This is a genomic window from Moritella sp. Urea-trap-13, assembly GCF_002836355.1.
GTDB lineage: Bacteria > Pseudomonadota > Gammaproteobacteria > Enterobacterales > Moritellaceae > Moritella.
In genome coordinates this window covers 259384-283915 of the sequence record NZ_PJCA01000027.1, presented here as the reverse complement: position 1 = coordinate 283915, position 24532 = coordinate 259384, and the positions used below count along the sequence as shown (strand labels likewise).

Below are 24532 nucleotides of genomic sequence, written 5' to 3'. Positions count from 1 at the left end.
AGGAAAGGTTATGATATCAGGCATTCTCGCCTCACCAGGTATTGCTTTTGGTAAAGCACAATTATTCATTAACGAAGAAATTGTTCTTAACCAACAAACTATTGAAACTGCACAGATCGATGAACAAATAGCTATCTTTTTAGCTGCTAGGGATAAGTCTGCTATACAGCTTGAAGCTATCACGGAAATGGCACGCCAAACATTTGGCGATGAGAAAGCTGAAATCTTTGAAGGGCACATGATGCTGCTTGAAGATGAAGAGCTAGAAGAAGATATCGTAACCTTTATTAAGAAAAATAAAGCATCGGCAGATCTTGCTATTCACAGCATCATTGAAGAAAACGCTGAAATGATGGCTGCATTGGACGACCCTTACTTAAGAGAACGTGCTGCGGATTTCCGTGATATCGGTAATCGTATAGTAAAAAATGCCCTCGGCATGGAAATCGTTTCATTAAGCGCAATCGAAGAAGAAGTTATTCTTATCGCAAGCGACTTAACACCATCAGAAACAGCACAGATTAACCTAGAAAAGATCTTAGGTTTCGTGACTGATTTAGGTGGCCGTACTGCACATACATCAATCATGGCTCGTTCATTAGAACTTCCAGCGATTGTTGGTACAGGTAACGTAACTGAAATCATCAAATCAGGTGACTTCGTTATCCTTGATGCAATTAACAATAACGTTATTGTTAACCCATCAGAAAACGTAATCAAAGAATACCAAGCAACTCAGGCACAGTATCTTGCTGAAAAAGCTGAGCTGCTTAAAATGAAAGATTTACCTGCAATCACACTTGATGGTCACCATGTTGAAGTATGTGGTAACGTCGGCACAGTAAAAGATTGTGCCGGTGTAATTCGTAACGGCGGCGAAGGCGTTGGTCTTTACCGTACAGAATTCCTATTCATGGACCGCGATAGCTTACCAACTGAAGATGAACAGTTTGAAGCATACAAAGCGGTTGCAGAAAGCATGAATGGTCAATCAGTGATCATTCGTACAATGGATATTGGTGGTGATAAAGACCTACCGTACCTAAACTTACCAAAAGAAATGAACCCATTCTTGGGTTGGCGCGCGATCCGTATCTGTTTCGACCGTCCAGAAATTATGAACGCACAGCTACGCGCTATTTTACGTGCCTCTGCATTTGGTAAAATCCGCATTATGTTCCCGATGATTATTTCTGTAGAAGAAATTCGTCTACTTAAGGACATTCTTGCGACACTGAAAGCTGAACTAACAGCTGAAGGTCACGCATTTGATGCTGCAATGGAAACAGGTGTTATGGTTGAAACACCAGCAGCTGCAGCAATTGCACACCACCTTATTAAAGAAGTAGACTTCTTTAGTATTGGTACTAACGATTTAACGCAGTACACACTAGCGGTAGACCGTGGTAACGAGATGATCTCAGCCCTATATAACCCACTGACGCCAGCGGTACTTACGCTGATTAAACAGGTTATTGATGCTTCACATGCAGCAGGCAAGTGGACAGGTATGTGTGGTGAACTTGCGGGTGATGAAACTGCAACACTACTATTACTTGGCATGGGCTTAGATGAGTTCTCTATGAGCGGCATCTCAATCCCGAAAGTGAAGAAAACAATCCGTAATGCTAATTTTGCTGATACTAAAGAGTTAGCAGACCAAGCATTAAGCTGTGCAACTGCAGGTGAAATCGAAGAGTTAGTCGCTCAATTCACTAAACAGCGCGCTGCTTGCTAATTATTTCAGTTGTCATAGCATCTAATCTCTAAAGATAATGTTATGATAACAACGTAAAGTCATTGGTTATGCACACGTTCATCACCAATGACTATGTCTACCAAATTCTAGGAGTTAAAAATGGGATTATTCGATAAATTAAAAAAACTGGTTTCAGACGACAGTAAAGACAGCAATACGCTACACATTGTTTCTCCACTTGCCGGTGAAATCGTTGCTATCGAAGATGTGCCAGATGTTATCTTTGCTGAGAAAATTGTTGGTGACGGTATCGCTATCAACCCAACTGGTAACAAACTAGTTGCTCCAGTAACAGGTGAGATCGTAAAAATTTACGAAACTAACCACGCATTCGCAATTCGTTCTGATGAAGGCCTAGAAGTTCTAGTGCATTTCGGTCTAGATACAGTTGAGCTACGCGGTGAAGGCTTTACTCGTATCGCTGAAGAAGGTCAACATATCAAAGCTGGTGAAACCATCATTGAATTCGATCTTGAGTTATTGAAAGCAAAAGCTAAATCAGTAATTACACCATGCATCATCTCAAACATGGATGAAATCAAAAGCATGGAAAAATTCTCTGGTTCAGTTGTACTAGGCGAAACTATTGTTCTTAAAGTTATTAAGGACTAGTACTTAACGTTATTGAAGACTCGTTCTTAACAATAACCTAAGTATGCAAAAAAGAGCTATAAGTAGCTCTTTTTTTTCGCCTGCATTTTAGTGTTTATCACATGCGAACTCTCAGAAAATATATTCTACAGCGCACTCTCACATCTAAATCTATCCTACCTCTACCTACCTACCTACAATAAGTTAACCCGCCATAGATAACTGCATTACAGTACAGTTTCGCCCTTCCCTTTTAGCTTGGTATAGCGCTTTATCAGCTTCTTCTTCCAAGGCAAAGATATTGACGCTTTGACCAACAGCAATGCCAATACTAGCAGTCACCTTTATCTCTAGCGTTTCTTTGGTACTGGTATGTTCCATTATAGAGAGGCGGATCTGCTCGGCTAGATTGTCCATTGCTTTGGCTGATATCAAGGGAGAATAGATACTAAACTCTTCGCCACCGGTTCGCGCATAAACACACGTAGAACCACAGGCATTACTAATAATCATCGCAATATCTTTAATCACTAAATCACCAGCCGCATGACCATATTCATCGTTAATAGCTTTAAAATGATCGATATCCAAAATCATTACTGCAGCTTCTTTATGCGGGGATAAAGCCGCAATAGCATGTTGATAACCACGACGATTATAAATATTAGCCAGAGGGTCAATAAAAGACATATGCTGTAATGAAAAGGCATTACGCTGGGTACAGAACATCAAATAACAGAAGGTAAGAAAACACTGAGTCATTAACAAGTTAATACACGCAATCGCCGTGGTGATCTCAATGCAATTCAGGAAACTATCCTCTTGCGTTAACATCGCCAGTCTCGCCACATTTAATAGCAATGATAAGACACAGGTCAATATACAAATAAGTCGCGTCATACCATATTGCTTGGCTTGATAACTTAATAAATAACAACTATTAAAAATCAAACTGATACTAACGGATACGGTAAGAACAAACGTAGTATAGAATGCCGGCATTTCGATGGTTGACTCATAAAAATACAATGGCACTATAAACAAGCATTGTGCCGCATAGAGCCAAAATAATGATTGTTTGATTTGTAGAAAACGATGAAAACCATGGGGGATAAGACAAACAGCAACACAGAGTAATATATTTGGCCGCATGGCATTAAGCCAACTATGGCTGGCATAATTATCCAGCTTAAATAACCATAATTGCTCTGCCATAATAAAGCCGTAGCCCAAGATAAGCAGGGTAGAGGTAAGCCAGTAACCAACCCCATCATAGCGGCGATTACCAACCCAAATACATAACATGATGACAGCTAAAAATGACAGTCCTATTGCAGTAAATATTACGATGGTAAACAGGTCAAGTAAGACTAAAGGCATGGGATTCATTAACGATTCATTAAACTCTAAAAAGTAAGATTGACTGGCTATTCAAGGTAGAGAATTTACCGTACAAGCACACGTTAAGCAAGTCGATTGGTTATTGCCTAACCAGCCATTTCCCTACTATGACTGATTAGGCTATATTTATTAAAAATACACTTTAATCAGGTATCACTCAGTAAGTTCTCTAATATCAACTAACCTTAAAGTAACGGGTAGCGCGTCTCACATACCGCTATTTGTTGGAAACAAAAAAGGAAGCTATGAAGCTTCCTTTTTTCGTGTTCAGATGTTGTTAAGTGGCTAGGACTTGATGCTACTTAATGACTTTTGATACTTTACCTTGCTCGAATTCATAAACAATCGTACCGAATCGATTTTGCCAAAATCTCCAGCTATCGAGTTTTAGACTGGCGGTTCTATGTGCTGGCGGAAAGCCTCGGCTAATGATAACGGCATCTTTCGTCATGCCAATAACAACGTCGCCTTGCTCAATTGCCGTTTTTTCTAATGCGCTAAATTGCGTTAAGTTAACCTGTTCCAATGCAAAGGTACGAGTCATCAACGCAGGTACATCTACTTTAGTAAATTTCTCAATATTCTTCAGCTTAATACTGCGACCATCATAGTTAAAGGTTACTGTCGAAGCATCAACATCGGTAATTTGTACTACTGAGTTAACCGGTATATGTTCGCCGCGTTTGTAGTTGGTGGCGATCACATTACCTTTCTCAGTCCACATCCCCACTTGCGTATAAAGCGTGGTATTGTTGTCGATCAGCTCTTGCTGTGCAGCTGGTAACTGCACAGTTGCACAACCACTCATCACGACAGTAACTAACGCCAATCCAAGCAGTTTCATTTTATTTATCATGTTCATCCTAGCCTCTATTATATTTTAATATCTAACTGTTAATATTTAAATCTTAAAGACTCTGGCAACATCTTGTAATGACGTGGCTAATTGCGCCTGCTCTCTCGCTGTCATGGCAATTTGATTCGCCCCAGTTGCCGACTCCATCGATTTTTGCTTCACGTTGACAATGTTTTCAGCAACATCTTGAGTCACGACCGATTGCTCTTCAATGGCAGTGGCGATTTGTTCTGTCATCGCAAAAATGTGGTTTACGGCGCCGGTAATATCTTGCAAGGTTTTTGCAACATCTTTCGATTTACTTACCGCGTCGGTGGCTTTACTTTGGCTCACCTCAATCACGTTAAAGGCTGCATTAACATCACTTTGCAATGCGCTAATATAGCTTTCAATCTCTGCGGTCGAATCCTGTGTTCGTTTCGCCAGGGTACGCACTTCATCAGCAACAACGGCAAAACCACGCCCTTGTTCACCAGCTCGCGCTGCCTCAATCGCCGCATTCAAGGCTAACAAGTTAGTTTGGTCAGCAACCGATTTAATCACATCAACCATATTAGTGATGTTATTACTACTTTCATGTAGATGATTAATACGTTGCGCTAAACTATCAATCTCACTCGCAAGCGACTCAATTGACAGTGAGGACTGTTGCACAATCTCATATCCGCCAGTTGCTTGTGCATCTACTTCTTTAGCCGAATCCGCAGTCAATTGGGTATTTTGCGCCACTTCTCGCACAGTTGCCGATAACTCTTCAATCGCAGTCGCAATCAGGCTAATGCCATCTTGTTGCTCAGCGAGTGATGTAGAGCTATAAACACAGGTTTGCGCGGTTTCTTCGGCGGCAGATGCGAGGGTAATACTTGATGTCGAAATGTTATCCATCGCGCCAGCAAATTGCGATAACGTCAGATTAAGCGCATTGGCAATTTGACCTAACTCGCTTTCACCTGCAAGTTGCGTTTGCACTGTCAGATCATTGTTGTCACGGACTTGCGTCATCACATCCATTAGCTCTTTTACCCGCGCTAATAAATCTCGCACCGTAATAAAACTAATTACCGCTGAAATAACAATAATCAACAGGCTAAATACGATATTCATGGTCAGGGTTGTCATCGCGTTATCACGATTAGTATCAACTAAATTCAATAGTGATAATTCGAGCTCATCTTGGATCACCTTCAACTGACCAATACGCGCACTTGATTGCGCAAACCAATATTCAGCATCGACATTAAAGCCACTTGATTTCGTTTCCGCAATATTTCTTAACTTCATCACTTCTTTAGCCGCGGCGCTATTTAACTGCTGCTCAAAGAATTGCTTATTGCTGGGCGTTGCAAAGGTTTTAAAATTCGAGAAGTAAGTATCTTGCTCAATCACTAAACCAATAAATTTAACAAAACTACCGGTGCCGAAATGATCTTTAGAAAAGGTATTACTCAATACAGCACGCTCGATACCGGCACGCTCTTTACCTTGTAAAAAGTTATAATAGGCAACGGTCTCAGCGGTAATACTTGCATCGCTACTGATATCAACAATCAAGCCTGACACACTCAACAGCTTGGCATTTAACTTGGTGTAATAACCTAACGCCGAACCCAGTTGAATATTCTGCGCATCGACTTTATTACGAATACCTGTAAGCATAGCAAGGTCTTGTTGAATGCTCGTTTGTAATTGCTTAATTTGACGGTTGGTGATTTCGTTTTGTTGTAAGAAACGCATCAGTTTAGCGTGTTTAACATCGGTATCAACACGTTGCTTACGCAGTTTACTGCTAAATTTAGCGCCGTTAGAACCAATAAATCCAGCGGTCATACCACGTTCTTTTTGTAACTCATGGACTAACTCACTGTACTCAACAGAAAGCTCGGTGTACTGGGTTAAAACAGACATTTCGTTATTGGTTGCGATGCTTTGTGAAAGCGAAGAGACACTCAGCCACAAAAAGCCCAACATAGGTAAAGCCAATAACATAATAATTTTATGCTTAAACGAGATATCTGAAAATTTCATCACAGTTCCTGATTCAAAAAATAGCACCACGCTCGGTGAGCACACTGCAAAATACAAGATAAGAATGATACCTATTTATTTCCTCATTGTATAAACAATAATAAAACATAATGATATACATCAAATTTACTTAAGGTAATTAATGTTAAATACCTCAATAGTCTTAGAACGTAAATTAGACTATCCTCACAGAAATGCCCAACATACAATAGCTATTAACTATCAAAATGAAATATTTAATCGACTGTACCTATGCTTCTGTATTTTGCATAATAGCGCCATCAACACGGAGCACGTCTTCGTACCCAAATTTACAATAAAATAAGCGCGACAAACGACATACGTTTTCGCCATACGCTTTCTAAGGCTAAATTATGAATATGATAAATGTAGATGTAGCAGTAATTGGTGGTGGTACAGCAGGACTTGGCGCATATCGCGCAGCAAAATCGCATTCAAACAGTGTCGTGATCATCGAAGGTGGTCCATATGGAACAACGTGTGCCCGTGTTGGTTGTATGCCATCAAAACTGCTAATCGCCGCTGCAGAAAGTGTGCACCACATTGCAAAAGCGCCAGGTTTCGGTATCCACCCACAAGGCGAAACCTTGATTAACGGCGTTGAAGTCATGGCGCGAGTCAAAAGTGAACGAGACCGCTTTGTTGGTTTTGTTGTAGAAGGTGTAGATGAGATCCCAGCGCAAGATAAAGTAGCTGGCTACGCCACGTTTTTAAACAACAATACCTTACTCGTTGGCGACCACACGCAAATTAATGCCAAACGTATTGTCATTGCGACCGGTTCACGCCCTGCTTACCCTGCGGTATGGAATGAATTAGGCGACCGCTTAGTTATCAATGATGATGTCTTTGAATGGGATGATTTACCTAAATCAATCGCTGTATTTGGCCCTGGTGTCATCGGTTTAGAGTTAGGACAATCATTAAAACGCCTTGGTGTTGACGTGATCATGTTCGGTTTAGGCGGTCAAGTGGGTCCATTAACAGACCCTGAAGTTATGGCTTATGCGAATAAAGCCTTTAATGAAGAGTTCTATCTTGATGCAGACGTTAAAGTAGAAAGCATGAAGCGCCAAGGTGACCATGTTGAAATTAAATACTTAGATGATAACCAAGCACTACAAACAGTGAATGTTGAATATGTACTTGCAGCGACAGGCCGCCGTCCCAATGTCGATAAAATTGGTCTGCAAAATACCACACTCGAACTCGATGAACGTGGTGTACCAACCGCTGATTATTACACTATGCAAACATCGGTAGAAAGTATCTTTATTTCTGGTGATGCTAGCAACCAAATTCCGCTATTACACGAAGCAGCTGACCAAGCGCGTATTGCTGGTGATAATGCCGGACGTTTCCCACAAATTAGAGCAGGTCTACGCCGCAGCGTTATCTCGGCAGTATTTACCGACCCACAGATTGCCATGGTAGGGGAAACATACAAACAGATCATTGCGCGTTTAGGTAACTGTGGTTGTTTTGAAACGGGTAGCGTGTCGTTCGAAAACCAAGGCCGTTCTCGTGTAATGTTACGTAATAAAGGTTTGTTACACGTTTATGCTGAACACGGCACAGGTCTATTCTTAGGCGCTGAAATGATAGGACCAGATGCAGAACATTTAGCCCACTTATTAGCATGGGCACATCAACAAAAAATGACGGTTTCAGAAATGTTAGACATGCCATTCTACCACCCAGTAATAGAAGAAGGGGTGAGAACAGCATTACGTGACCTCAACGCAAAACTACACCTAGGTCCAGATATGATTAAACATTGTATGGATTGTGGCCCAGGCTGTTAGTCACTCGCTACGCTAAACATTAGACTTGGCGATGAGACTTGCCGCCAAGCTATCGCGGTAACGCATTGTTGCTTTTAGTGTATTGTGTACCGCGGCAGTATTTGATTGGCTATGTTGTTGAACATAGTCAGTCATACGCTTAATTTGTGCGCTTAACTCATCAATGGTTAACTTGGTTTGCGCTTGCTCAGTGTTAGCCACAGCCAAGCGACCTTCAACTAAACTATCTTCAACTACATTCCCAGTCTCTAACTTATCCATAATCATGCTCCTCATCCTTGCTCTTTTCCTTGTCATCCTGCTATTTCAGCAGCCAATATCCTAATAGTGCATTCTTCAACAACTATAACATAGTATATTTTTGTTTAATTTAGTCTAGGCTATCTCATTAAAAAACCGAGGGGAAATAGTAAAAAATTATAATTTATACCCATTTTAACAAGGCTATTTCAGCGTCTCAACAGGCGAATATTACAATATCAATTATACTGTCATATTATGTTATTTGAAGTATTAAGCTGTAACAGATTTATTTACGGGAGTTAGATTATGTTTTCGTTATTTATCAAAGTCATTTCGCCTTTCTTTATATTTCTAGGCTTGCTGGTCTTATATAGCTACGCCACCGGACAAGATAGCCGACAACTTATCGAAGCCTTCATAGATCTGATCAGTATGGTTGTTAATTATATCTCAGAAGTATTTAGTCGACCTTAATCGCGGTTAGCTGAACCTGCTATATACGGGAAAATAGACATCACGATATGGCCTGTTTAGCGGCGCTGATAATCTGTTCTGAGACTTGTTTATATAAACCTTTTAACAAGATCCAGCGATGCCAATAGAGTGGTATTGTTAATTGGATCTCGGTTAATTTAACCAGCGTGCCAGATGCTAGCTCACCTTTAATTTGCAACTCAGGGATCAAGCAATAGGCTACCCCTGCATTTGCCATCGCCACAAACGCCTCTGACGAACGTACGATATGGCAAGGGTAGCTGCCACCAGCCAAACTAAAATGCTGTTGAATAAACTTAATGTGCATATCATCCTTATGATCAAACGATACAGCGGGTGCTTTGCGCAAGGCTTGTTGCGTGACCCCTTGGGGTAAATACTGCTGCACAAATTCTGGCGTTGCCACCAACGCATAATTAAGCTCACCTAATAACGTTGCTTCACAACCTGGTAGCGGCTTACTTTGTAAACTCAGCGCACCAAAGGCTTCACCGGCTTTGACTTTATCTAGGGTTCTCGCTTCATCCATAATATGCAGGTTCAGCTCGATCGGATATTGCTTTAACAATGGCGCGAGCGCAGGAATAAACCACGTTGCTAAACTGTCAGCATTCACTGCAATCGCCATCACTACCGACTTATCCGTCGATGTTGCACTAATACTCGGTAATAATTCTGCTTCTAAATGCTGCACTTGCTTATAATGCTTTAACAAACGCTGGCCAATATCTGTCGCGACTATCGGTTGACTACGGATCAACACTGGCTGCGCCACAAATTCTTCCAACAACTTGATCCGCTGCGATACTGCAGGTTGTGAGATACACAATACATTCGCCGCCCGCTCAAAGCTTTGCTGCTCAATCACCACCTGTAAGGCATGTAATAATTTATAATCCACCGTGTACTCCTCTTTGCTATTGGCTTTACATCAAATCAATATAAGCTTAACTTATCAATCATAATAATTATTAATTATACTTATCACCCAATTTTTTGTAATCTCGACAGCCTAATTTCTAGAGGTTCGTTATGATAACAGCAACAATTCAAGGCCTACTGCTTGGCGGTAGTATGATCATCCCCATCGGCGCACAAAATGCCTACATCTTAAATCAGGGAATAAAGCGTAATCACCATTTTTTAACCGCGACTATTTGTATTATTTGTGATGCATTGTTAATTAGTGCGGGTGTGTTTGGTGCGGGCAGCTTGCTGGCATTAAATCCCGACTTACTGCAAATCATCACTTGGGGCGGCATTGTATTTTTAACCACGTACGGGGCATTATCATTTCGCAGTGCATGGCATTATCAATATGGTAAAACAACATTAGATGGCAGCCATAAATCCCGTAAAATGGTGATCATGGCAACACTGGCGGTCACCTTGCTCAACCCACACGTGTATTTAGATACCGTGGTGGTATTAGGCAGTGTCGGCAATCAATTCACTGGTGATCATCGTTTGGCCTTTGCCGCAGGAACCATCTTAGCCTCAATCTTATGGTTTTATGGCTTAGCCTTTAGCGCCGCAAAGTTTTCAGTTTGGCTCAACCAACCAAAAGTACAACGTGTTATCGACATCACAGTCGGGGGTATCATGTGGTTGATAGCCAGTAGCCTATATCGCAACCTCGCCTAATCTAAACATCAATGACATATTGCTTGGCTTGCTGTTTTAACAATTGCGTGAACAGCAAGCCAGCAGGCCCCAAGGTTTTTTTATTGGCATACACCAAATATAACGACAGATCGATACGTACTTGCTCTTCCATCCTTAACTCAACCAACTCGCCACGCTTAAGATAGTCTCGAATACGGCTGATGGGTAAATTAGCGTGTCCTAATCCCTGCTTGACCAAGTTCAACGACTCATCAAAACTGCTTACCGTCCAACGCTGCTGTGAACCTAACCAACCTGCATCACGACTGCGTAATCGACTGGAGTCACTCACCACTATTTGCGCATACGGTTTTAAGTCAGCCAGTGCTAAAGGTTTATCTGCCAAGGCCAAAGGATGCTGGCAATGCACAAAACGCGATAACTGGACCTGGCATAACTTCTCACCACTAAAACCCGTCGGTATTTGACTGCTCACAATCAAATCGGCCGTACCATATGTAGCCGCATCCGTTACCCCTGACAATGAACCGCGTTGAAAATCAATGCTGGTGACGTTGCAAGATTTAACAAATAAAGCCAAGGTTTCCGTGAGTAAGTTTTGTGGAAATACTTGTGTCGTCATGACTTTTAACAACGGTTCCCAACCAGCGCTGTATTCCCCCGCCAATTGTTCAATACTAGCCGCCTGCATTAATAGCTCATCCGCTCGACTGAGCATTTTCTTACCCATAGCCGTCACGACCGAACGACGACCTTGTTGCTCAAACAAACGCACACCAAGGTTATCTTGCAACTTTTGGATCGCATAACTTATCGAGCTTTGACTCTTAATTAAGTAATCAGCCGCACCTTGGAAACTCCCCTGCTCGACCACGACCTTAAAGATATACCATTGCTCTAGACTGACCGTAGGCTCTTTCATCATCATCCTTATAAGCGTATACATCATTCATCTAAAATATCGATGATATAGATTGGATTTACCCGGTTAATTAATTTTTAAATTGCCGTAAGCTTACTCTACAACATAAAAGAGGAATCGAAAAATGAAAATATTGCATATAGATAGTAGCCTGCAAGGCAACACTTCAACATCATCAAAGATTGCCACAAAACTAATCGAAAAATTAGATGTAGAAAATGCACAACAGCAACAAATCACTTATCGAGACCTCAATGTTTCGCAAGTACCTCACTTAACTGACGCTATTTTTAACGCATTTCACACACCAGAGTCTGAACGCAGCATAGAACAACAAGCGGCGGCCGCGGTGTCTGATGAACTAATTGATGAAATCAGCGGCAGCGACATCTTAATTATCGCCGTACCTATGTATAACTTTGGGGTGCCATCAACATTAAAAGCTTGGATTGATCATATCGCCCGTGCCGGTAAAACATTTACCTATACTGCCGAGGGACCAAAGCCATTACTTAAAATGCCAAAAACTTATGTGATAGCAACGCGTGGCGGTATGCATGCCAACACACCTGCTGATACACAAGCGCCTTGGCTAGAGCAAGTATTAAAGTTTGTCGGCGTACAAGAAGTCGAATTCATTTTTGTCGAAGGCGTGGCAATGCACTCTGCCGATGATGTATTAATCAATGCAGATACGCGTATTAACCAGTTACTGAGTGCTTAAAACGATTTAAACACACTGACGAGAATATATTTGTTCACTATACTTTGCGCTTACAGAGAAAAAGGCCGATAATCAGCCCATCTATCCAAACCGAACTAAATACTAGCTCAGTTTGGATATATTCCTATAACACCAGACAAAAGTTGAACATAAATGCGTTTAGATAAGTTTATTTGCCAAAGTACTAACCTGACCCGAACGCTTGCCAAGCGTGAGATTGCACGCAGCAACGTGAAAATTAATGGCGAAGTTGTACGTAAAGCAGACTATAAAGTAACAGCAGACATGGATGTTTGGTTTAGTGGTAAATCATTAAGCCAACGCCCACCGCGTTATATCATGATGCATAAACCAGTAGATGTAATTTGCTCAACAGTAGATGAAGAACACCCATCTGTGATGAATCTAATTGAAGCAGACAAGCGTGAAGAACTACACATCGCTGGTCGCCTTGATGTTGATACTACTGGTTTAGTATTAATCTCAGATGACGGTAAATGGTCACACCGCGTTACATCACCTAAACGTGCATGTAACAAACGTTACCGTGTACAGCTTGCATCACCAATTGCAGCAACTGCAGTTGCTGATTTCGAAGCTGGTATCCAATTGCGTAGCGAAGACAAACCTTGTCTGCCTGCAAAACTAGAGATCGTAAGCGACCAAGAAGTATTGCTTACAATCCAAGAAGGTAAATACCACCAGGTTAAGCGTATGTTTGCCAGCCAAGGCAACAGCGTAGTTGGTTTACACCGCGAACAAATCGGTGACATCGTATTAGACCCAGCACTAGAATTAGGTGAATGGCGTTACCTAACAGACGCAGAAGCTAAAAGCATCTAATCTGTTAATCGCACGATGAAAAAAGCCCACATTAATTACCTTAATGTGGGCTTTTTTATTACCAAAGTTTTTTATATTGCAGAGCGTATTTTGTTCTGACTCTAAGCCTTTAGCTATTTAGCTTCTAATCGCCTCACTTTGTACGCACAACGTCTTGCCCCTTCGACAATATGCTCTTCGCGTTCAACGGTCGCGATTCCTGCTAACAAACTTTGAAATAAATTCAATTCAGAACGACAAAAGTTAAGACATTTCGATGCTGCTGCACAAATCGGACAATGGTTTTCCATCAGCCAATACACTGTGCCCTCGTCTTCGCTAATACTATCGGCATCATTCAGCACCACCGTCGCCATGTAACCTTCTTCACTGCGTAATTCAGCCAGCGCTTCAAGCTTACTCAGTAAGTCAGGTTTGACCGCCAGTCTTTCGCTATATGAAACAAAAGAGGCTTGCTCACGATGTGCGATTAGCTGTTCAAGGCCTGCATCGCCAAATATCACTTGGACTGAATCAATAAGCTGTACGGTCAACTCTTCATGACGGTCTGAAAAATGGCTATTACTCTGCGCCGTTAACGACCAATAACGGGTTGGTCGGCCGCGTACGGCTTTCTTATCTTCAAAGCTAATATCGCCATCATCGGCTAATGCTTGTAAATGCTGGCGCACACCCATAGTGGTTAAACCTAATTCACTGGCAAGCACCTTGGCGGTTAATGCCCCTTCAACTTTTAATAAGCTGAGTATTTTCTCACTGGTTTTTTCTTTCATGTTAACTCCAACTATTCCAAGCCCAATGACGATAACGATTAATAGCCAATAATCACGACAGCAATCACATCGACTGTTATATACACACTCATACAAACAACGGGGCAGTGCCCTCAGACACTTTTATAGCTGTATTATTGCCGATATAAATATTAAGTAAACTTTTTTATTTACTTTATTTTGGTTTAAGACTTTACAAACTTAAGTAAAGGTATTACTTTATTAAACAATTAATAAACAAAAAGGTTTACTAAAGATGAAGTTAGTTATCGTCAGTGGCAGTCAACGACAGCATTCAGAAAGTGCCAAGGTAGCAGCTTATATTGCCAGCGCAGCAAGCCAATATAAAACAGTTCAGCATATCGAACTGTGTAAATACCAACTACCCTTTTGGAATGGCGATGACGAAAGTAAATCAGCCCCGGGTTGTGATTGGCCACTAATCAGCGAAGCGTTAGTAAAAGCCGATGCATTCGTGCTTATCACACCGGAATGGGAAGGCATGGCAACGCCGATATTGAAGAATTTTTTAATGATGTGTGCACATGATGACACCGCACATAAGCCTACACTGTTAGTGTCTGTCGTCAGCGGTATTAGTGGTGGATATCCGATAGCAGAATTAAGAATGAATGGCTGTAAAAATAATAAGTTAGTGGCTATACCAGACCACTTAATAATACGTAATGTCGGTGATGTATTAAATGCAAGCACAGATGATGTGCCGGTTAGCGAACGTGACCAGAGTATTCAACATCGTATTGGTTACAGCTTGCATATATTACATCAATACAGTCACGCGCTAGGGCAAGTGCGTCAGTTGCAGCAGCAACAACCTTATGCTCAGCAAGACAAATACAGTAATGCCATGTAGGCACACAGTTTGAAAATATATTTTATACATAATACAAGGACATCATTATGATACACCTAGAGCACGTTAATTTAATCGTACGCGATATCGAAGAAACACTGACTTTTTACCGCGCCGCATTTCCGCATTGGTCAATACGCGGAGGTGACAAAGGTGAATGGTCAGGCAAACCAAGAAACTGGGTCCATTTTGGTGATGATTACCAATACTTGGCATTTGGCGATAACGGCGTTGGTGAAAATCGCGACTTAGCTGGGCACCAAGTAGGGCTTGCTCATTTCGCCTATGTTACCGATGATATTGCAGGCGTAATAGCACGCTTAACCGAGGCTGGTTTTAGTATTGCCAAAGATGGTATGGATGATGATTACCGTAAAAATATTTACTTCCTCGACCCAAATGGCTACGAAGTTGAGTTTGTACAATATAATACCGACATACCCAGTTTAAGAAATCGCTATTAATACCTTCAATCTGCTTACCTCAACATTGATACCGCCAATTTATATATAGGGTGGTATCAATTAGAACAAACATAACCATCTACAAAACTTGTTGAAGACAAAATAAAACATCATCAATACAGACATATAAAGAATTTAATACCACAATAAATCATCTATACCTCTTTGGAGACCAGAGCAATAATTATGTGATATATACATCCCGTTTTTGTGACTTAACTCTCATTATAAATTTGAAACTTTGCATAAATGACAAATATAAGTGAATATGGTGTCGTCTACTCAGCCCTATAATCATCTAAGATCACAGTAATGACAAATTCCAAACATCAAACTCTTCGTAAAGCGGTTATGATCCCCTTTACCTTGCTGCTTTTGCTTACTGTGGCCGTACTTACTTTTGTCCAAAATAGTAATTATGAGCGTATGCTCGATGAAATCAGTACCAAATTACTCAGCTCATACTCCGAAAATGTTAGCAACAATCTCGACCGATTTTTAGCACAGCCTTTTAATACCACATTAACGCTCGCCGATAGCATTCAACGTAACCAGCTTGATGATGCTGCCGATTTAAGTAAAATCGAAAACTACCTGCATGCCGCTATCACTGACATTTACAGCTCGCAACAACAAATAAGTACCATTGCATTTGGTAGTGAACAACAAAACTACGTCGGTTTTCGTCGTCATAGTGATAAAAGTATTACCTTAATGCTGCAAGATCAGCGCACTAATAATACCCTCCAATTTTACAGTGGCATGAGCAGTAAAACCGTCCTTAATAGCAGTATCAATGGCTACAATCCAACTGTTCGACCTTGGTATGCCCCTTTTGCGGCAGCTAGAACCGCCGGTTGGGCAAATATATACAGTAACGTAGATGCCGAAAAAACTTTCACCATTTCCAGTGCTGCGCCAGTCATACGCAACAATGAATTAATAGGTGTGGTTGCCACAGATATCGATTTGCTGCAGTTATCGCAATTTATTAAACCTGACAGCAGTGAGTTCGGTGGGCTGACTTATATCACCAATGCCGATGGCGCTTTAATTGCTAACTCTTTGCAAGCTCCGTTAATCGACCCAGACAATCAACATATATCAGCGGCCAATAGCGACAGCACATTGATTGCGATTAATGCAGCGCAAATTATTCAGCAGCAATTAGACACTGGCAAACGCTCCGCGACATTCGAATTCAGCCATAAACGGGTACGTTACTTCAGTCGTGTCAGCGCCTATAACAATAACAATTTACAATGGTATATTGTCGTTACACTACCAGAAGACGTATTGTTAGGCGGGTTACCGAGTCAGCAACGTTTAGGCGTCGCTGCAGCATTAATCCTCGCAATTTTTGGGCTCTTGATAGGCTTGTATTTACTGCGAGCTATAACCCAACCGATTATGGATATTGCTGAGATATCACAGCACATTGACCATAATAACTGGGATGTCAGCATCAACGAAAGCATCAAGTTACATGAAACAACCCAACTTATTTCCGCGTTTAAATCGATGTCATCACGATTAGAAAACTCCTTTACCACATTACGTAAGCAGCTATTATTTGACACCCTCACCGGGCTATTAAGTCGCGATGGTTTTGTAGAGCAATTGAATCATCCAGTTTCTCAAACTAAAGGGATATTGGTGCTATTGGGGCTACGCTCATTTCGTCATACCAATAATAGTCTGGGTCAGAACAAAAGTGACAAACTGCTTGTGGCCATCGCGTCCCGCTTAAAACAACACGTCGCAGACAATGTCAGCATTAGCCGTATTGATAAAGATAGTTTCGCGGTATTTTCGCCCAACTTTAGCGACCTCGAGAACAGTAAGTCTTTTGCCGAAGCCTTATTAGTTGACTTTAATCGTCCCTTTATCATTAATGGCACCGAAGTCTTAGTTGGTGCCAACGCCGGGATCATGAGTGGTAAATTTAGCGATATTGATATCGATGAATGGCTACGAAATTCAAGTTTGGCATTAACCTATGCCGTTAAACAAGAGCAAGTACGCTGCTGCCACTACCAAGATTACATGATCACCGCATCACAAGAGCACACCCGTATCACCGTGGATTTACAACGCGCTATCAGCAATAATGAATTTGCAGTTTACTATCAACCGGTCATTGATTTAACTAACGATACCATCGCTGGCGCTGAAGCATTAGTACGCTGGCACAGTCCTATTCGTGGACTTGTTTCACCGCTAGATTTTATTCCCGTGGCTGAAGACACAGGCATGATTGTCGATATTGGTAAACAGATCTTATTACAGGCCTGTGCTGACACTAAGATGCAAATAGACAGTGGTCATTGGCCTGCCAATTTTGCACTTCACGTTAATATGTCAGTGCGAGAATTACTGCACCCAAATTACGTCGCAACAGTGAAAAAAATTCTAGCGGCCACCCAATTACCCGCGGTAAACCTGACACTGGAAATCACCGAATCACGTTTGGTAAGCCAGCCATTATTGACCAACCAACTACTTGGTCAACTACGTGATTTAGGCATACACATAGCGATCGATGATTTTGGCACCGGTTATTCTTCACTGGCTTACTTAACGCAATTACAGTTCGATGCATTAAAGATTGATCGCTCTTTTGTGAGTCAAATGCTCGACAGTGATAACCACGCCGCTATAATTTCCGCTATCATCACCATGACCAGTACATTCAATGCCGAAATTGTCGCAGAAGGTGTAGAAACAGCCGAACAAGCTGCCCACCTAAAACAATTAGGCTGTCGTTATGCCCAAGGTTTTTACTACTCACGCCCGAAACCATTAGCAGAATGGGACATAGGCGATGGTGCTAGCTATGCACGTCAACAGCGTAATGTTTCAAGCTAGCTAGTTAAACCTTATTTATAAGCCACGTTAATGCTTAGTAAATACACCTGTACGCTTAATTGTACTTATTGCTCACAAAACCAGGATAAATAGAACGCCCTTCCGAAAATGGCTAGCGTATTAAGTAAATATGCGATCTAGCTTGAACAAATAATTAAAAAGATGCGATAACCTGCGCCTCCAATAACAACTAATTAACATTCGTAATTGTCAATTACAGGCCATGAAAATTAATAACTGTGATTTGATTGCGACACATAATGCTTGGAGTTTTAAATGCGCACGATTTTCACGTTATTAATATCAACACTGAGTTTTAACAGTTTTGCTCTCGATTCAACCTATTTACAATGTTATGGCGTCAAAGACAGCTTCGAATCACGCTCCGATCTGATTAAAAAATCATGGGCAGTCAACGCCAACAACCAATACCTCAAACTTGACGGTTATTGGAAAGACAACGGCTATAATGCGGATACCGAAAACTACTTTGTCGTTAAAGCGATTGACTCACAGCCCGTCACATCCGAGCAAGTACACAGTGTATTAGCTAATATGTGCAGCAATACCTTAGTAAACAAATATTCCGCTGACTACATTAGCAATATCACTTACTTTGCTGCCGACAGCTCGGTCGGTTATGAATATCCCGTCATGACCGAAACAGACGCGCTAACAATCAATCATACCGAGCTACCAGTGGCGTATAACAACATGCTGCGTTATGCGTTTGCATCCAGTTATGTCTACAGCACAGAGCAAGGCGCGGCAGCATTCGCATTTACTGACAACGCCACGTTCCAACAATTAATGCTCAATGAAAACAGCGCCGAGCTTGAGGTTATTGATACTTATGTCGGTGACAGTGGCGTGCACGGTGTGGCGATTAAAGTACCTGCGGTACCGAGTAAGAACCTAGAGCAAGAAATTATCATTGCCTTTAAAGGGACCAGTAATGGGGGCGATATACTGCAAGACATCGAACTGGTACTGGCTAATCTCTCAGAAACAGATGAAGACTGGCAAGTTGACGCATATAACTTTACCCAACAAATCTTAGCGCAATACCCAGCGAATACAGCGTCATTAACCCGTGGTTATAAAGCGTCAAGCGCAGCTACAAGTTATAATGTGGTATTAACAGGTCACTCACTTGGTGCCTATACGGCCATTGATGCAAGCGTAAGAACGGGCGTACTAGCACGGGTATTCTCATCACCTGCAACGCGTATTATCGAAAAATACATTCATGCCTTTGCCAATAAAATGCGTTACAACAACGTCATTAATATGGTGCGAGAAAAAGATCCAGTCGCGACACTCTCTGGCCGTCACAACGAAAACATGATTTATTTCCCGAAAGCACCAGGAACAAATCCAGCTGACAGTCATTACCTAACCCCATTCATTAATGACATATTAATGCCACTCGCAAACGGCCAAGCAAGCGATGCTAACAAGGCGACTCATGTTTACATCACACCTGACACGACCATTGGAGCAGGTCTCACAGAGTTAGTTAATATCTGGGATCATACCAACTAACACGATGTAGATAGTATCCATATATAATAAACAAAAGGGGGGCATATCGCAGATGATATGCCCCTTTGCTGTATTAAATTAATTAAAGGAATATTAATACTCTATTACTACATTGTCATTGAAGCAGCATATATTTATATTGTTAAATGCAATACCAAAACATGTTTTGTAAGCACTATGATTGAATCAACTAAAGAAAGCCTAGATAAAGCCAAAGAAGAAGTAACCCAAGCACTTGAAAAAATTAAACGTATGGCCCACCTCGACGATGAAAAAGCCAAACGTATCAAGAGTCTGATAGAAGAAACCAAAAAGCGCTTATAAATTCTGCATCGTTTACCAAGCTAGATTCAAAAATCAAATTTGCTGAAACGACAACTCAATTACGACGCAAAGATATCCAGTAAGAATTGAATGATCAGCGCATTGGCAATATCAATAAAGAACGCGCCCACCAGCGGCACCACGACAAAGGCTTTTGCCGATGCGCCAAACTTCTCGGTTACTGCCGTCATATTGGCGATAGCTGTTGGTGTCGCGCCTAACGCCAGTCCGGCATAACCTGCTGACATCACTGCGGCGTCATAATCTTTGCCCATCAAGGGAAACACCACAAAGATAACAAAACCAGTAACAATCACCACTTGTGCAGTAAGCATGACTAAAATCGGTCCGCCTAACCCGCCTAGCGTCCACAGCTGCAAACTCATTAATGACATGGCTAGGAACAAACCTAAACTCAAATCAGAAATCAAAGCTAATGACCGACTGCGTTCAGGCCAAGTCAGGTTTGGCATAATCAACGGGCCTAAGTTAATAACGATGATACCGGCAAATAAACAAGTCACGAACTCAGGTAAGTGTAAACCTAACGCTGCGATCCCGACATTTAACCCCAGTCCTAAACCAATGCTGATACTAATAATCAATATAGAATTGAGCATGTGATGGTAATTAATCGGCGCTTGAGTCGGTTCAGGCGCGTCACTATCTGTCGACGTATTTGTACCTTTTTGTTTAGCCTGTTGTTTAGGTTGGTGCAGCGTACCAACCGTCAACTCAGGCTCTTTACTTGGCTCTAGTTTATAATGGCTAATGAGGTATTTGGCAATCGGGCCACCAATCACACCACCGAGGATCAAACCAAAGGTCGCGCAGGCTATGCCTATTTCCATGGCATTACTGATATTGTATTTTTCCACAAACAGCGGTGCCCACGCAATTGCAGTACCATGGCCACCACTGAGCGAGACTGAACCACCGATAATACCGACTTCCGGTAATTGCTGGGTAAACTGCGCCACGGTTAAGCCAGTTAAGTTTTGTAAAAATAGATAAATGACCGCGATAACCAGCAAGATGATTAACGGTTTACCGCCTTTAAGCAGCGTTGAAAAACGCGAGGACAAACCAATAATAGTGAAGAATACAATCAATAAAGTATCGCGTACTGCTAATGAAAACTGTAATTCGATATCAAATACGCCATAGAGAATGGCAAAAAGAATGGATGCAATCAAGCCACCGGAAACAGGCTCGGGGATATTATACTCTTGTAACAGCGCGACCTTGCGTGTCAGGAATTTACCCACAAACAACACCAAAATCGCGACAATAACCGTTTGCCTTACATCCAACTCCATCAGATACCCCTTTAGTTAACTACCCATTTAGATATGGTATATATCGTTAACTTAGAGATTACCTGCTGATATTTGAATGTTCAAACCATAAACTTCAATTAATCGACTTGAAACCAATCAATATAATGGCTTGGCATCACCTCAAATTCACGGCTTAAATCGGCAACCACAGACTCAGAGATCACATCGTCTTTATTGGCCATTTTCGCGTTAAGTTCGTCAGCATGAATACCCGTGGTTAAAAACAAACTAGCGATACCTGCTGTATTGGCGCCGCGGATGTCATGTTCTAAACTATCACCAACCGCAATAGCATTATCCCAGCCGCCTAATAAGGTATGACACATGGCATACACTTCCGCTTGTGGTTTACCATGCCAATGTACCTTACCACCCATTTCAGCGTAAGCATTAGCAATTGAACCAGGGCAAAGCTTAAGACCACCATCTGGACTCATAGCGACAAGATCAGGATTACTCACCACCATTTCTAAACCACGGGAAAAAGCAATATCCAGATCGGCTTGATAATCAGCAACAGTGCCACGTTCAACGCCGTAACACATGATAAAAGTAGCATCTTCAATTGCCACGCTAGTTAAACCGCAGTCTTCTAGCACAGTACCGTTAATACCCTCGCCCCAGCCAAACACCAAAGCATTGCTACCCAAGTGGTCAAATTTACCTTGCTTGAAATTGTGGCGCATGTGATCGCCAGATGTCAGTACATCAATATACAGATCACGACTAATACCGGAATCAGTTAAACGCTGATAAGAGAAATTGTGGGTATTACCACTGTTCGATAAGATCACAACTTTTTTGTCATGCAGTTTTAAAAATTCTAATGTCGCTATCGCATTAGGAAAGGCATCACCGCCATTGTGCAGTACGCCCCATTGATCCAAGATAAAGGTATCAAAATCGTTAATAATGTCTTTAAGACCGGAAATCATTTTCACTTTGTCATTTCTCCAACAGCATCTGCCATTAATCTAGAATCATGAATAGCTCGACTCATGAATGGCTTGAATAAGATAACTTAATTATACCCGAGCTACTTCAAGATGCACAATCAGCAAACCGAAAGGAGAGGATATTCAAGGCATGAAGTTGAGGATTTAGTTATTCTAAATCAAGACTTCATATTGTGCCTTATACCGATATCCCTGCTTGTCTCTGATATAGCATCTTGAAGTAACTTCGGTATATACTGGCAGTATAACGTTTACAGAAAAAACCAAAGCAAATAGGAATTGAAATGACGACTGTGATGTATGGCATTAAAAATTGCGACACCATTAAAAAAGCCAAAAAATGGTTAGAAGCAAACGAACTTGAATTCACATTTCACGATCACCGCGTTAATGGCTTAGATAAAGCACAACTGATCACTTGGTGTGAAACACTGGGTTGGGAACAAGTGTTGAATAAACGTGGCACCACGTACCGTCAATTAAGCGATGAGCAAAAAGCTGGGCTGACAGAAGCGACTGCGATTGAATTGTTAATTGAACAGCCAGCGATGATCAAACGTCCAATTCTGGATGTAGATGGTCAATTGACATTAGGCTTTAAAGCCGACAGTTATGCGGTCCTCTTCGCCAAATAACACCAAATACTTAAAGCATTGGCTTACCGCGTAAGTCAGTGCTAACAATATACTGTAAAAAGTGCTGTAAAAAGGAATTACTCATGTCAGATAGCTTAGTACTACAACTTGCCAAAGATCTACTTAGTCGTGAATCAGTGACACCCGAAGATGCCGGTTGTCAGCAAATGATGATCACCCGTCTTGAAGAATTAGGTTTCACCATCGAAACGATGGTATTTGAAGATACTACTAACCTTTGGGCTCGTCGTGGTACCACCGCACCAGTATTTTGTTTTGCTGGGCATACCGACGTTGTACCCGTAGGTAAAATTGAAGATTGGGACACAGACCCATTTGTACCCACAGTTATCGATGGTTACTTACACGGCCGTGGCGCTGCAGACATGAAAGGTTCTATTGCTTCTTTCTTAGTGGCAGTGGAAAACTTTGTGAAAGCCCATCCAGATCACCAAGGTTCGGTTGCGCTATTGATCACCAGTGACGAAGAAGGCCCGTTTATCAATGGCACAACCCGTGTAATTGATACCTTAGAAGCCCGTAACGAAAAAATCGATTGGTGTATTGTTGGCGAACCATCAAGCACCAACAAAGTCGGTGACATCGTTAAAAACGGTCGTCGAGGTTCATTAACTGGCGATATCGTAGTTAAAGGTATTCAAGGTCACGTGGCTTATCCACACCTTGCCGAAAACCCTATTCACAAGCTAGCGCCAGCCTTGTCTGAACTAAGCCAAGTGGTATGGGATCAAGGTAATGACTACTTCCCTGCGACAACACTACAAATCACTGATATTCGCAGTGGTGCGGGTGCCAGCAACATAGTACCAGGCGAAGCAACGTGTCAGTTTAACCTGCGTTATTCAACCGAGCTAACAGCGGATTTAATCAAATACCGCATTGAAGCTATCTTTGAAAAATACGGTTTAAACTACCAGATCAGCTGGATCCACAGTGGCCAGCCTTTCTTAACGGAACCGGGCAACTTGTTAAATGCCATCAGCGATTCGATTGAAAGTGTCTGTGGTTATGCCACTGAACTGTCAACATCAGGTGGTACATCAGATGGTCGTTTCATCGCACCAACTGGCGCACAGGTAGTTGAATTAGGACCGGTTAACGCGACAATTCATAAAGTAAATGAATGTGTGAAAATCTCAGATATCGAGCAATTAGCGGAAATATATGAGCAAACACTGGTTAAACTATTAGCTAATAAATAGTTAAATACATAGCTAATAAATAGCCAAATAAGCATTTAGTTTAACGTATTAATGGCTTGAACATCTCGGTTCAAGCCATTTTCCATCTGCATGTTTATCTGCTTAATAGCCACTAGCCAGCCAGTTAAAACCACAATAATTACCATTAATACCTCACAATCACCTAGCTTAACCCTAGCCTGCACTATAAAAAACCGATAACCCCATCACATTCCATAA

Annotated in this window: 23 protein-coding genes; 14 read left to right on the top strand and 9 right to left on the bottom strand. The window is 41.6% G+C overall.

Annotation, left to right across the window (positions count from 1 at the left end; all coding sequences use genetic code 11):
• The first annotated feature begins 10 nt into the window (after positions 1-10).
• Both ptsI and crr read left to right on the top strand, forming a co-directional pair.
• A complete protein-coding gene (ptsI, locus tag CXF93_RS04155) occupies positions 11-1738 on the top strand; it encodes a phosphoenolpyruvate-protein phosphotransferase PtsI (protein WP_101061180.1) in 1728 nt (575 codons plus the stop codon).
• A gap of 120 nt (positions 1739-1858) precedes the next feature.
• Positions 1859-2371, top strand: a complete 513-nt coding sequence (gene crr, locus CXF93_RS04150) for a PTS glucose transporter subunit IIA (RefSeq protein ID WP_017220638.1) — start codon at positions 1859-1861, stop codon at positions 2369-2371.
• A 183-nt stretch (positions 2372-2554) separates the two neighbouring features.
• Here the strand turns inward: crr and CXF93_RS04145 are convergent, their stop codons facing one another.
• The 3 genes from CXF93_RS04145 to CXF93_RS04135 form a co-directional block, all read right to left on the bottom strand.
• Positions 2555-3739, bottom strand: coding sequence for a GGDEF domain-containing protein (locus tag CXF93_RS04145; RefSeq protein WP_232784099.1), 1185 nt, complete (start codon positions 3737-3739; stop codon positions 2555-2557).
• A gap of 310 nt (positions 3740-4049) precedes the next feature.
• Positions 4050-4607, bottom strand: a complete 558-nt coding sequence (locus tag CXF93_RS04140) for a hypothetical protein (RefSeq protein WP_101061179.1) — start codon at positions 4605-4607, stop codon at positions 4050-4052.
• A gap of 45 nt (positions 4608-4652) precedes the next feature.
• Complete coding sequence (locus CXF93_RS04135; RefSeq protein ID WP_101061178.1) at positions 4653-6632, bottom strand: methyl-accepting chemotaxis protein; 1980 nt, start codon at positions 6630-6632, stop codon at positions 4653-4655.
• A 374-nt stretch (positions 6633-7006) separates the two neighbouring features.
• On the opposite strand from CXF93_RS04135, the gene CXF93_RS04130 reads away from it, so the two are divergent.
• On the top strand, positions 7007-8458 hold the full coding sequence (locus CXF93_RS04130; protein WP_101061177.1) for a dihydrolipoyl dehydrogenase: 1452 nt from the start codon (positions 7007-7009) through the stop codon (positions 8456-8458).
• Between the two features lie 12 nt (positions 8459-8470).
• On the opposite strand, the gene CXF93_RS04125 is transcribed toward CXF93_RS04130, so the two are convergent.
• On the bottom strand, positions 8471-8719 hold the full coding sequence (locus tag CXF93_RS04125) for a hypothetical protein (RefSeq protein WP_101061516.1): 249 nt from the start codon (positions 8717-8719) through the stop codon (positions 8471-8473).
• Between the two features lie 288 nt (positions 8720-9007).
• On the opposite strand from CXF93_RS04125, the gene CXF93_RS04120 reads away from it, so the two are divergent.
• Positions 9008-9175, top strand: a complete 168-nt coding sequence (locus tag CXF93_RS04120) for a chromosome replication initiation inhibitor protein (RefSeq protein WP_101061176.1) — start codon at positions 9008-9010, stop codon at positions 9173-9175.
• A 40-nt stretch (positions 9176-9215) separates the two neighbouring features.
• Here CXF93_RS04120 and CXF93_RS04115 read toward each other — a convergent pair whose 3' ends face one another.
• Positions 9216-10097: a LysR family transcriptional regulator ArgP gene (locus CXF93_RS04115; RefSeq protein ID WP_101061175.1), complete on the bottom strand. Its 882-nt coding sequence runs from the start codon at positions 10095-10097 to the stop codon at positions 9216-9218.
• A 131-nt stretch (positions 10098-10228) separates the two neighbouring features.
• Between CXF93_RS04115 and CXF93_RS04110 the strand changes: the two genes are divergently transcribed.
• Entirely contained in the window at positions 10229-10840 is a 612-nt protein-coding gene (locus CXF93_RS04110; RefSeq protein ID WP_101061174.1) for a LysE/ArgO family amino acid transporter, read from the top strand.
• A 1-nt stretch (position 10841) separates the two neighbouring features.
• Here CXF93_RS04110 and CXF93_RS04105 read toward each other — a convergent pair whose 3' ends face one another.
• On the bottom strand, positions 10842-11744 hold the full coding sequence (locus CXF93_RS04105) for a LysR family transcriptional regulator (RefSeq protein ID WP_198551579.1): 903 nt from the start codon (positions 11742-11744) through the stop codon (positions 10842-10844).
• Between the two features lie 124 nt (positions 11745-11868).
• Here CXF93_RS04105 and CXF93_RS04100 point away from each other — a divergent pair, with 124 nt between their 5' ends.
• Positions 11869-12468, top strand: a complete 600-nt coding sequence (locus CXF93_RS04100) for an FMN-dependent NADH-azoreductase (protein WP_101061172.1) — start codon at positions 11869-11871, stop codon at positions 12466-12468.
• A gap of 153 nt (positions 12469-12621) precedes the next feature.
• Complete coding sequence (rsuA, locus tag CXF93_RS04095) at positions 12622-13311, top strand: 16S rRNA pseudouridine(516) synthase RsuA (RefSeq protein WP_101061171.1); 690 nt, start codon at positions 12622-12624, stop codon at positions 13309-13311.
• A gap of 113 nt (positions 13312-13424) precedes the next feature.
• On the opposite strand, the gene CXF93_RS04090 is transcribed toward rsuA, so the two are convergent.
• Positions 13425-14084, bottom strand: coding sequence for a metalloregulator ArsR/SmtB family transcription factor (locus CXF93_RS04090; protein ID WP_101061170.1), 660 nt, complete (start codon positions 14082-14084; stop codon positions 13425-13427).
• Positions 14085-14340: 256 nt separating this feature from the next.
• Between CXF93_RS04090 and CXF93_RS04085 the strand changes: the two genes are divergently transcribed.
• From CXF93_RS04085 to CXF93_RS21955, 5 genes are all read left to right on the top strand, one after another.
• Positions 14341-14958: an NAD(P)H-dependent oxidoreductase gene (locus CXF93_RS04085; protein WP_101061169.1), complete on the top strand. Its 618-nt coding sequence runs from the start codon at positions 14341-14343 to the stop codon at positions 14956-14958.
• Positions 14959-15005: 47 nt separating this feature from the next.
• Positions 15006-15422 carry a VOC family protein gene (locus CXF93_RS04080; RefSeq protein ID WP_101061168.1) on the top strand — a complete coding sequence of 139 codons (417 nt, stop codon included), beginning with the start codon at positions 15006-15008 and terminating at the stop codon, positions 15420-15422.
• A 312-nt stretch (positions 15423-15734) separates the two neighbouring features.
• On the top strand, positions 15735-18290 hold the full coding sequence (locus CXF93_RS04075; RefSeq protein WP_101061167.1) for an EAL domain-containing protein: 2556 nt from the start codon (positions 15735-15737) through the stop codon (positions 18288-18290).
• A 276-nt stretch (positions 18291-18566) separates the two neighbouring features.
• On the top strand, positions 18567-19835 hold the full coding sequence (locus tag CXF93_RS04070) for a hypothetical protein (protein ID WP_101061166.1): 1269 nt from the start codon (positions 18567-18569) through the stop codon (positions 19833-19835).
• A gap of 177 nt (positions 19836-20012) precedes the next feature.
• Entirely contained in the window at positions 20013-20159 is a 147-nt protein-coding gene (locus tag CXF93_RS21955) for a hypothetical protein (protein WP_157824413.1), read from the top strand.
• A 59-nt stretch (positions 20160-20218) separates the two neighbouring features.
• On the opposite strand, the gene gltS is transcribed toward CXF93_RS21955, so the two are convergent.
• Complete coding sequence (gene gltS / locus CXF93_RS04060; protein ID WP_101061164.1) at positions 20219-21478, bottom strand: sodium/glutamate symporter; 1260 nt, start codon at positions 21476-21478, stop codon at positions 20219-20221.
• Between the two features lie 98 nt (positions 21479-21576).
• Complete coding sequence (locus tag CXF93_RS04055; RefSeq protein ID WP_101061515.1) at positions 21577-22434, bottom strand: TIGR01459 family HAD-type hydrolase; 858 nt, start codon at positions 22432-22434, stop codon at positions 21577-21579.
• Positions 22435-22739: 305 nt separating this feature from the next.
• On the opposite strand from CXF93_RS04055, the gene CXF93_RS04050 reads away from it, so the two are divergent.
• The gene (locus tag CXF93_RS04050) at positions 22740-23090 is read left to right on the top strand and encodes an ArsC family reductase (protein ID WP_101061163.1); all 351 of its coding nucleotides are present in this window, start codon (positions 22740-22742) and stop codon (positions 23088-23090) included.
• Positions 23091-23173: 83 nt separating this feature from the next.
• Entirely contained in the window at positions 23174-24313 is a 1140-nt protein-coding gene (gene dapE / locus CXF93_RS04045) for a succinyl-diaminopimelate desuccinylase (protein ID WP_101061162.1), read from the top strand.
• Positions 24314-24532: the final 219 nt, after the last annotated feature.

Bases quoted from the DNA above. Each gene is read 5' to 3' on its own strand.
- ptsI (WP_101061180.1), top strand. From the start codon at position 11: ATGATATCAGGCATTCTCGCCTCACCAGGTATTGCTTTTGGTAAAGCA.
- crr (WP_017220638.1), top strand. From the start codon at position 1,859: ATGGGATTATTCGATAAATTAAAAAAACTGGTTTCAGACGACAGTAAA.
- CXF93_RS04145 (WP_232784099.1), bottom strand. From the start codon at position 3,739: ATGAATCCCATGCCTTTAGTCTTACTTGACCTGTTTACCATCGTAATA.
- CXF93_RS04140 (WP_101061179.1), bottom strand. From the start codon at position 4,607: ATGATAAATAAAATGAAACTGCTTGGATTGGCGTTAGTTACTGTCGTG.
- CXF93_RS04135 (WP_101061178.1), bottom strand. From the start codon at position 6,632: ATGAAATTTTCAGATATCTCGTTTAAGCATAAAATTATTATGTTATTG.
- CXF93_RS04130 (WP_101061177.1), top strand. From the start codon at position 7,007: ATGAATATGATAAATGTAGATGTAGCAGTAATTGGTGGTGGTACAGCA.
- CXF93_RS04125 (WP_101061516.1), bottom strand. From the start codon at position 8,719: ATGGATAAGTTAGAGACTGGGAATGTAGTTGAAGATAGTTTAGTTGAA.
- CXF93_RS04120 (WP_101061176.1), top strand. From the start codon at position 9,008: ATGTTTTCGTTATTTATCAAAGTCATTTCGCCTTTCTTTATATTTCTA.
- CXF93_RS04110 (WP_101061174.1), top strand. From the start codon at position 10,229: ATGATAACAGCAACAATTCAAGGCCTACTGCTTGGCGGTAGTATGATC.
- CXF93_RS04105 (WP_198551579.1), bottom strand. From the start codon at position 11,744: ATGAAAGAGCCTACGGTCAGTCTAGAGCAATGGTATATCTTTAAGGTC.
- CXF93_RS04100 (WP_101061172.1), top strand. From the start codon at position 11,869: ATGAAAATATTGCATATAGATAGTAGCCTGCAAGGCAACACTTCAACA.
- rsuA (WP_101061171.1), top strand. From the start codon at position 12,622: ATGCGTTTAGATAAGTTTATTTGCCAAAGTACTAACCTGACCCGAACG.
- CXF93_RS04090 (WP_101061170.1), bottom strand. From the start codon at position 14,084: ATGAAAGAAAAAACCAGTGAGAAAATACTCAGCTTATTAAAAGTTGAA.
- CXF93_RS04085 (WP_101061169.1), top strand. From the start codon at position 14,341: ATGAAGTTAGTTATCGTCAGTGGCAGTCAACGACAGCATTCAGAAAGT.
- CXF93_RS04080 (WP_101061168.1), top strand. From the start codon at position 15,006: ATGATACACCTAGAGCACGTTAATTTAATCGTACGCGATATCGAAGAA.
- CXF93_RS04075 (WP_101061167.1), top strand. From the start codon at position 15,735: ATGACAAATTCCAAACATCAAACTCTTCGTAAAGCGGTTATGATCCCC.
- CXF93_RS04070 (WP_101061166.1), top strand. From the start codon at position 18,567: ATGCGCACGATTTTCACGTTATTAATATCAACACTGAGTTTTAACAGT.
- CXF93_RS21955 (WP_157824413.1), top strand. From the start codon at position 20,013: ATGATTGAATCAACTAAAGAAAGCCTAGATAAAGCCAAAGAAGAAGTA.
- gltS (WP_101061164.1), bottom strand. From the start codon at position 21,478: ATGGAGTTGGATGTAAGGCAAACGGTTATTGTCGCGATTTTGGTGTTG.
- CXF93_RS04055 (WP_101061515.1), bottom strand. From the start codon at position 22,434: ATGATTTCCGGTCTTAAAGACATTATTAACGATTTTGATACCTTTATC.
- CXF93_RS04050 (WP_101061163.1), top strand. From the start codon at position 22,740: ATGACGACTGTGATGTATGGCATTAAAAATTGCGACACCATTAAAAAA.
- dapE (WP_101061162.1), top strand. From the start codon at position 23,174: ATGTCAGATAGCTTAGTACTACAACTTGCCAAAGATCTACTTAGTCGT.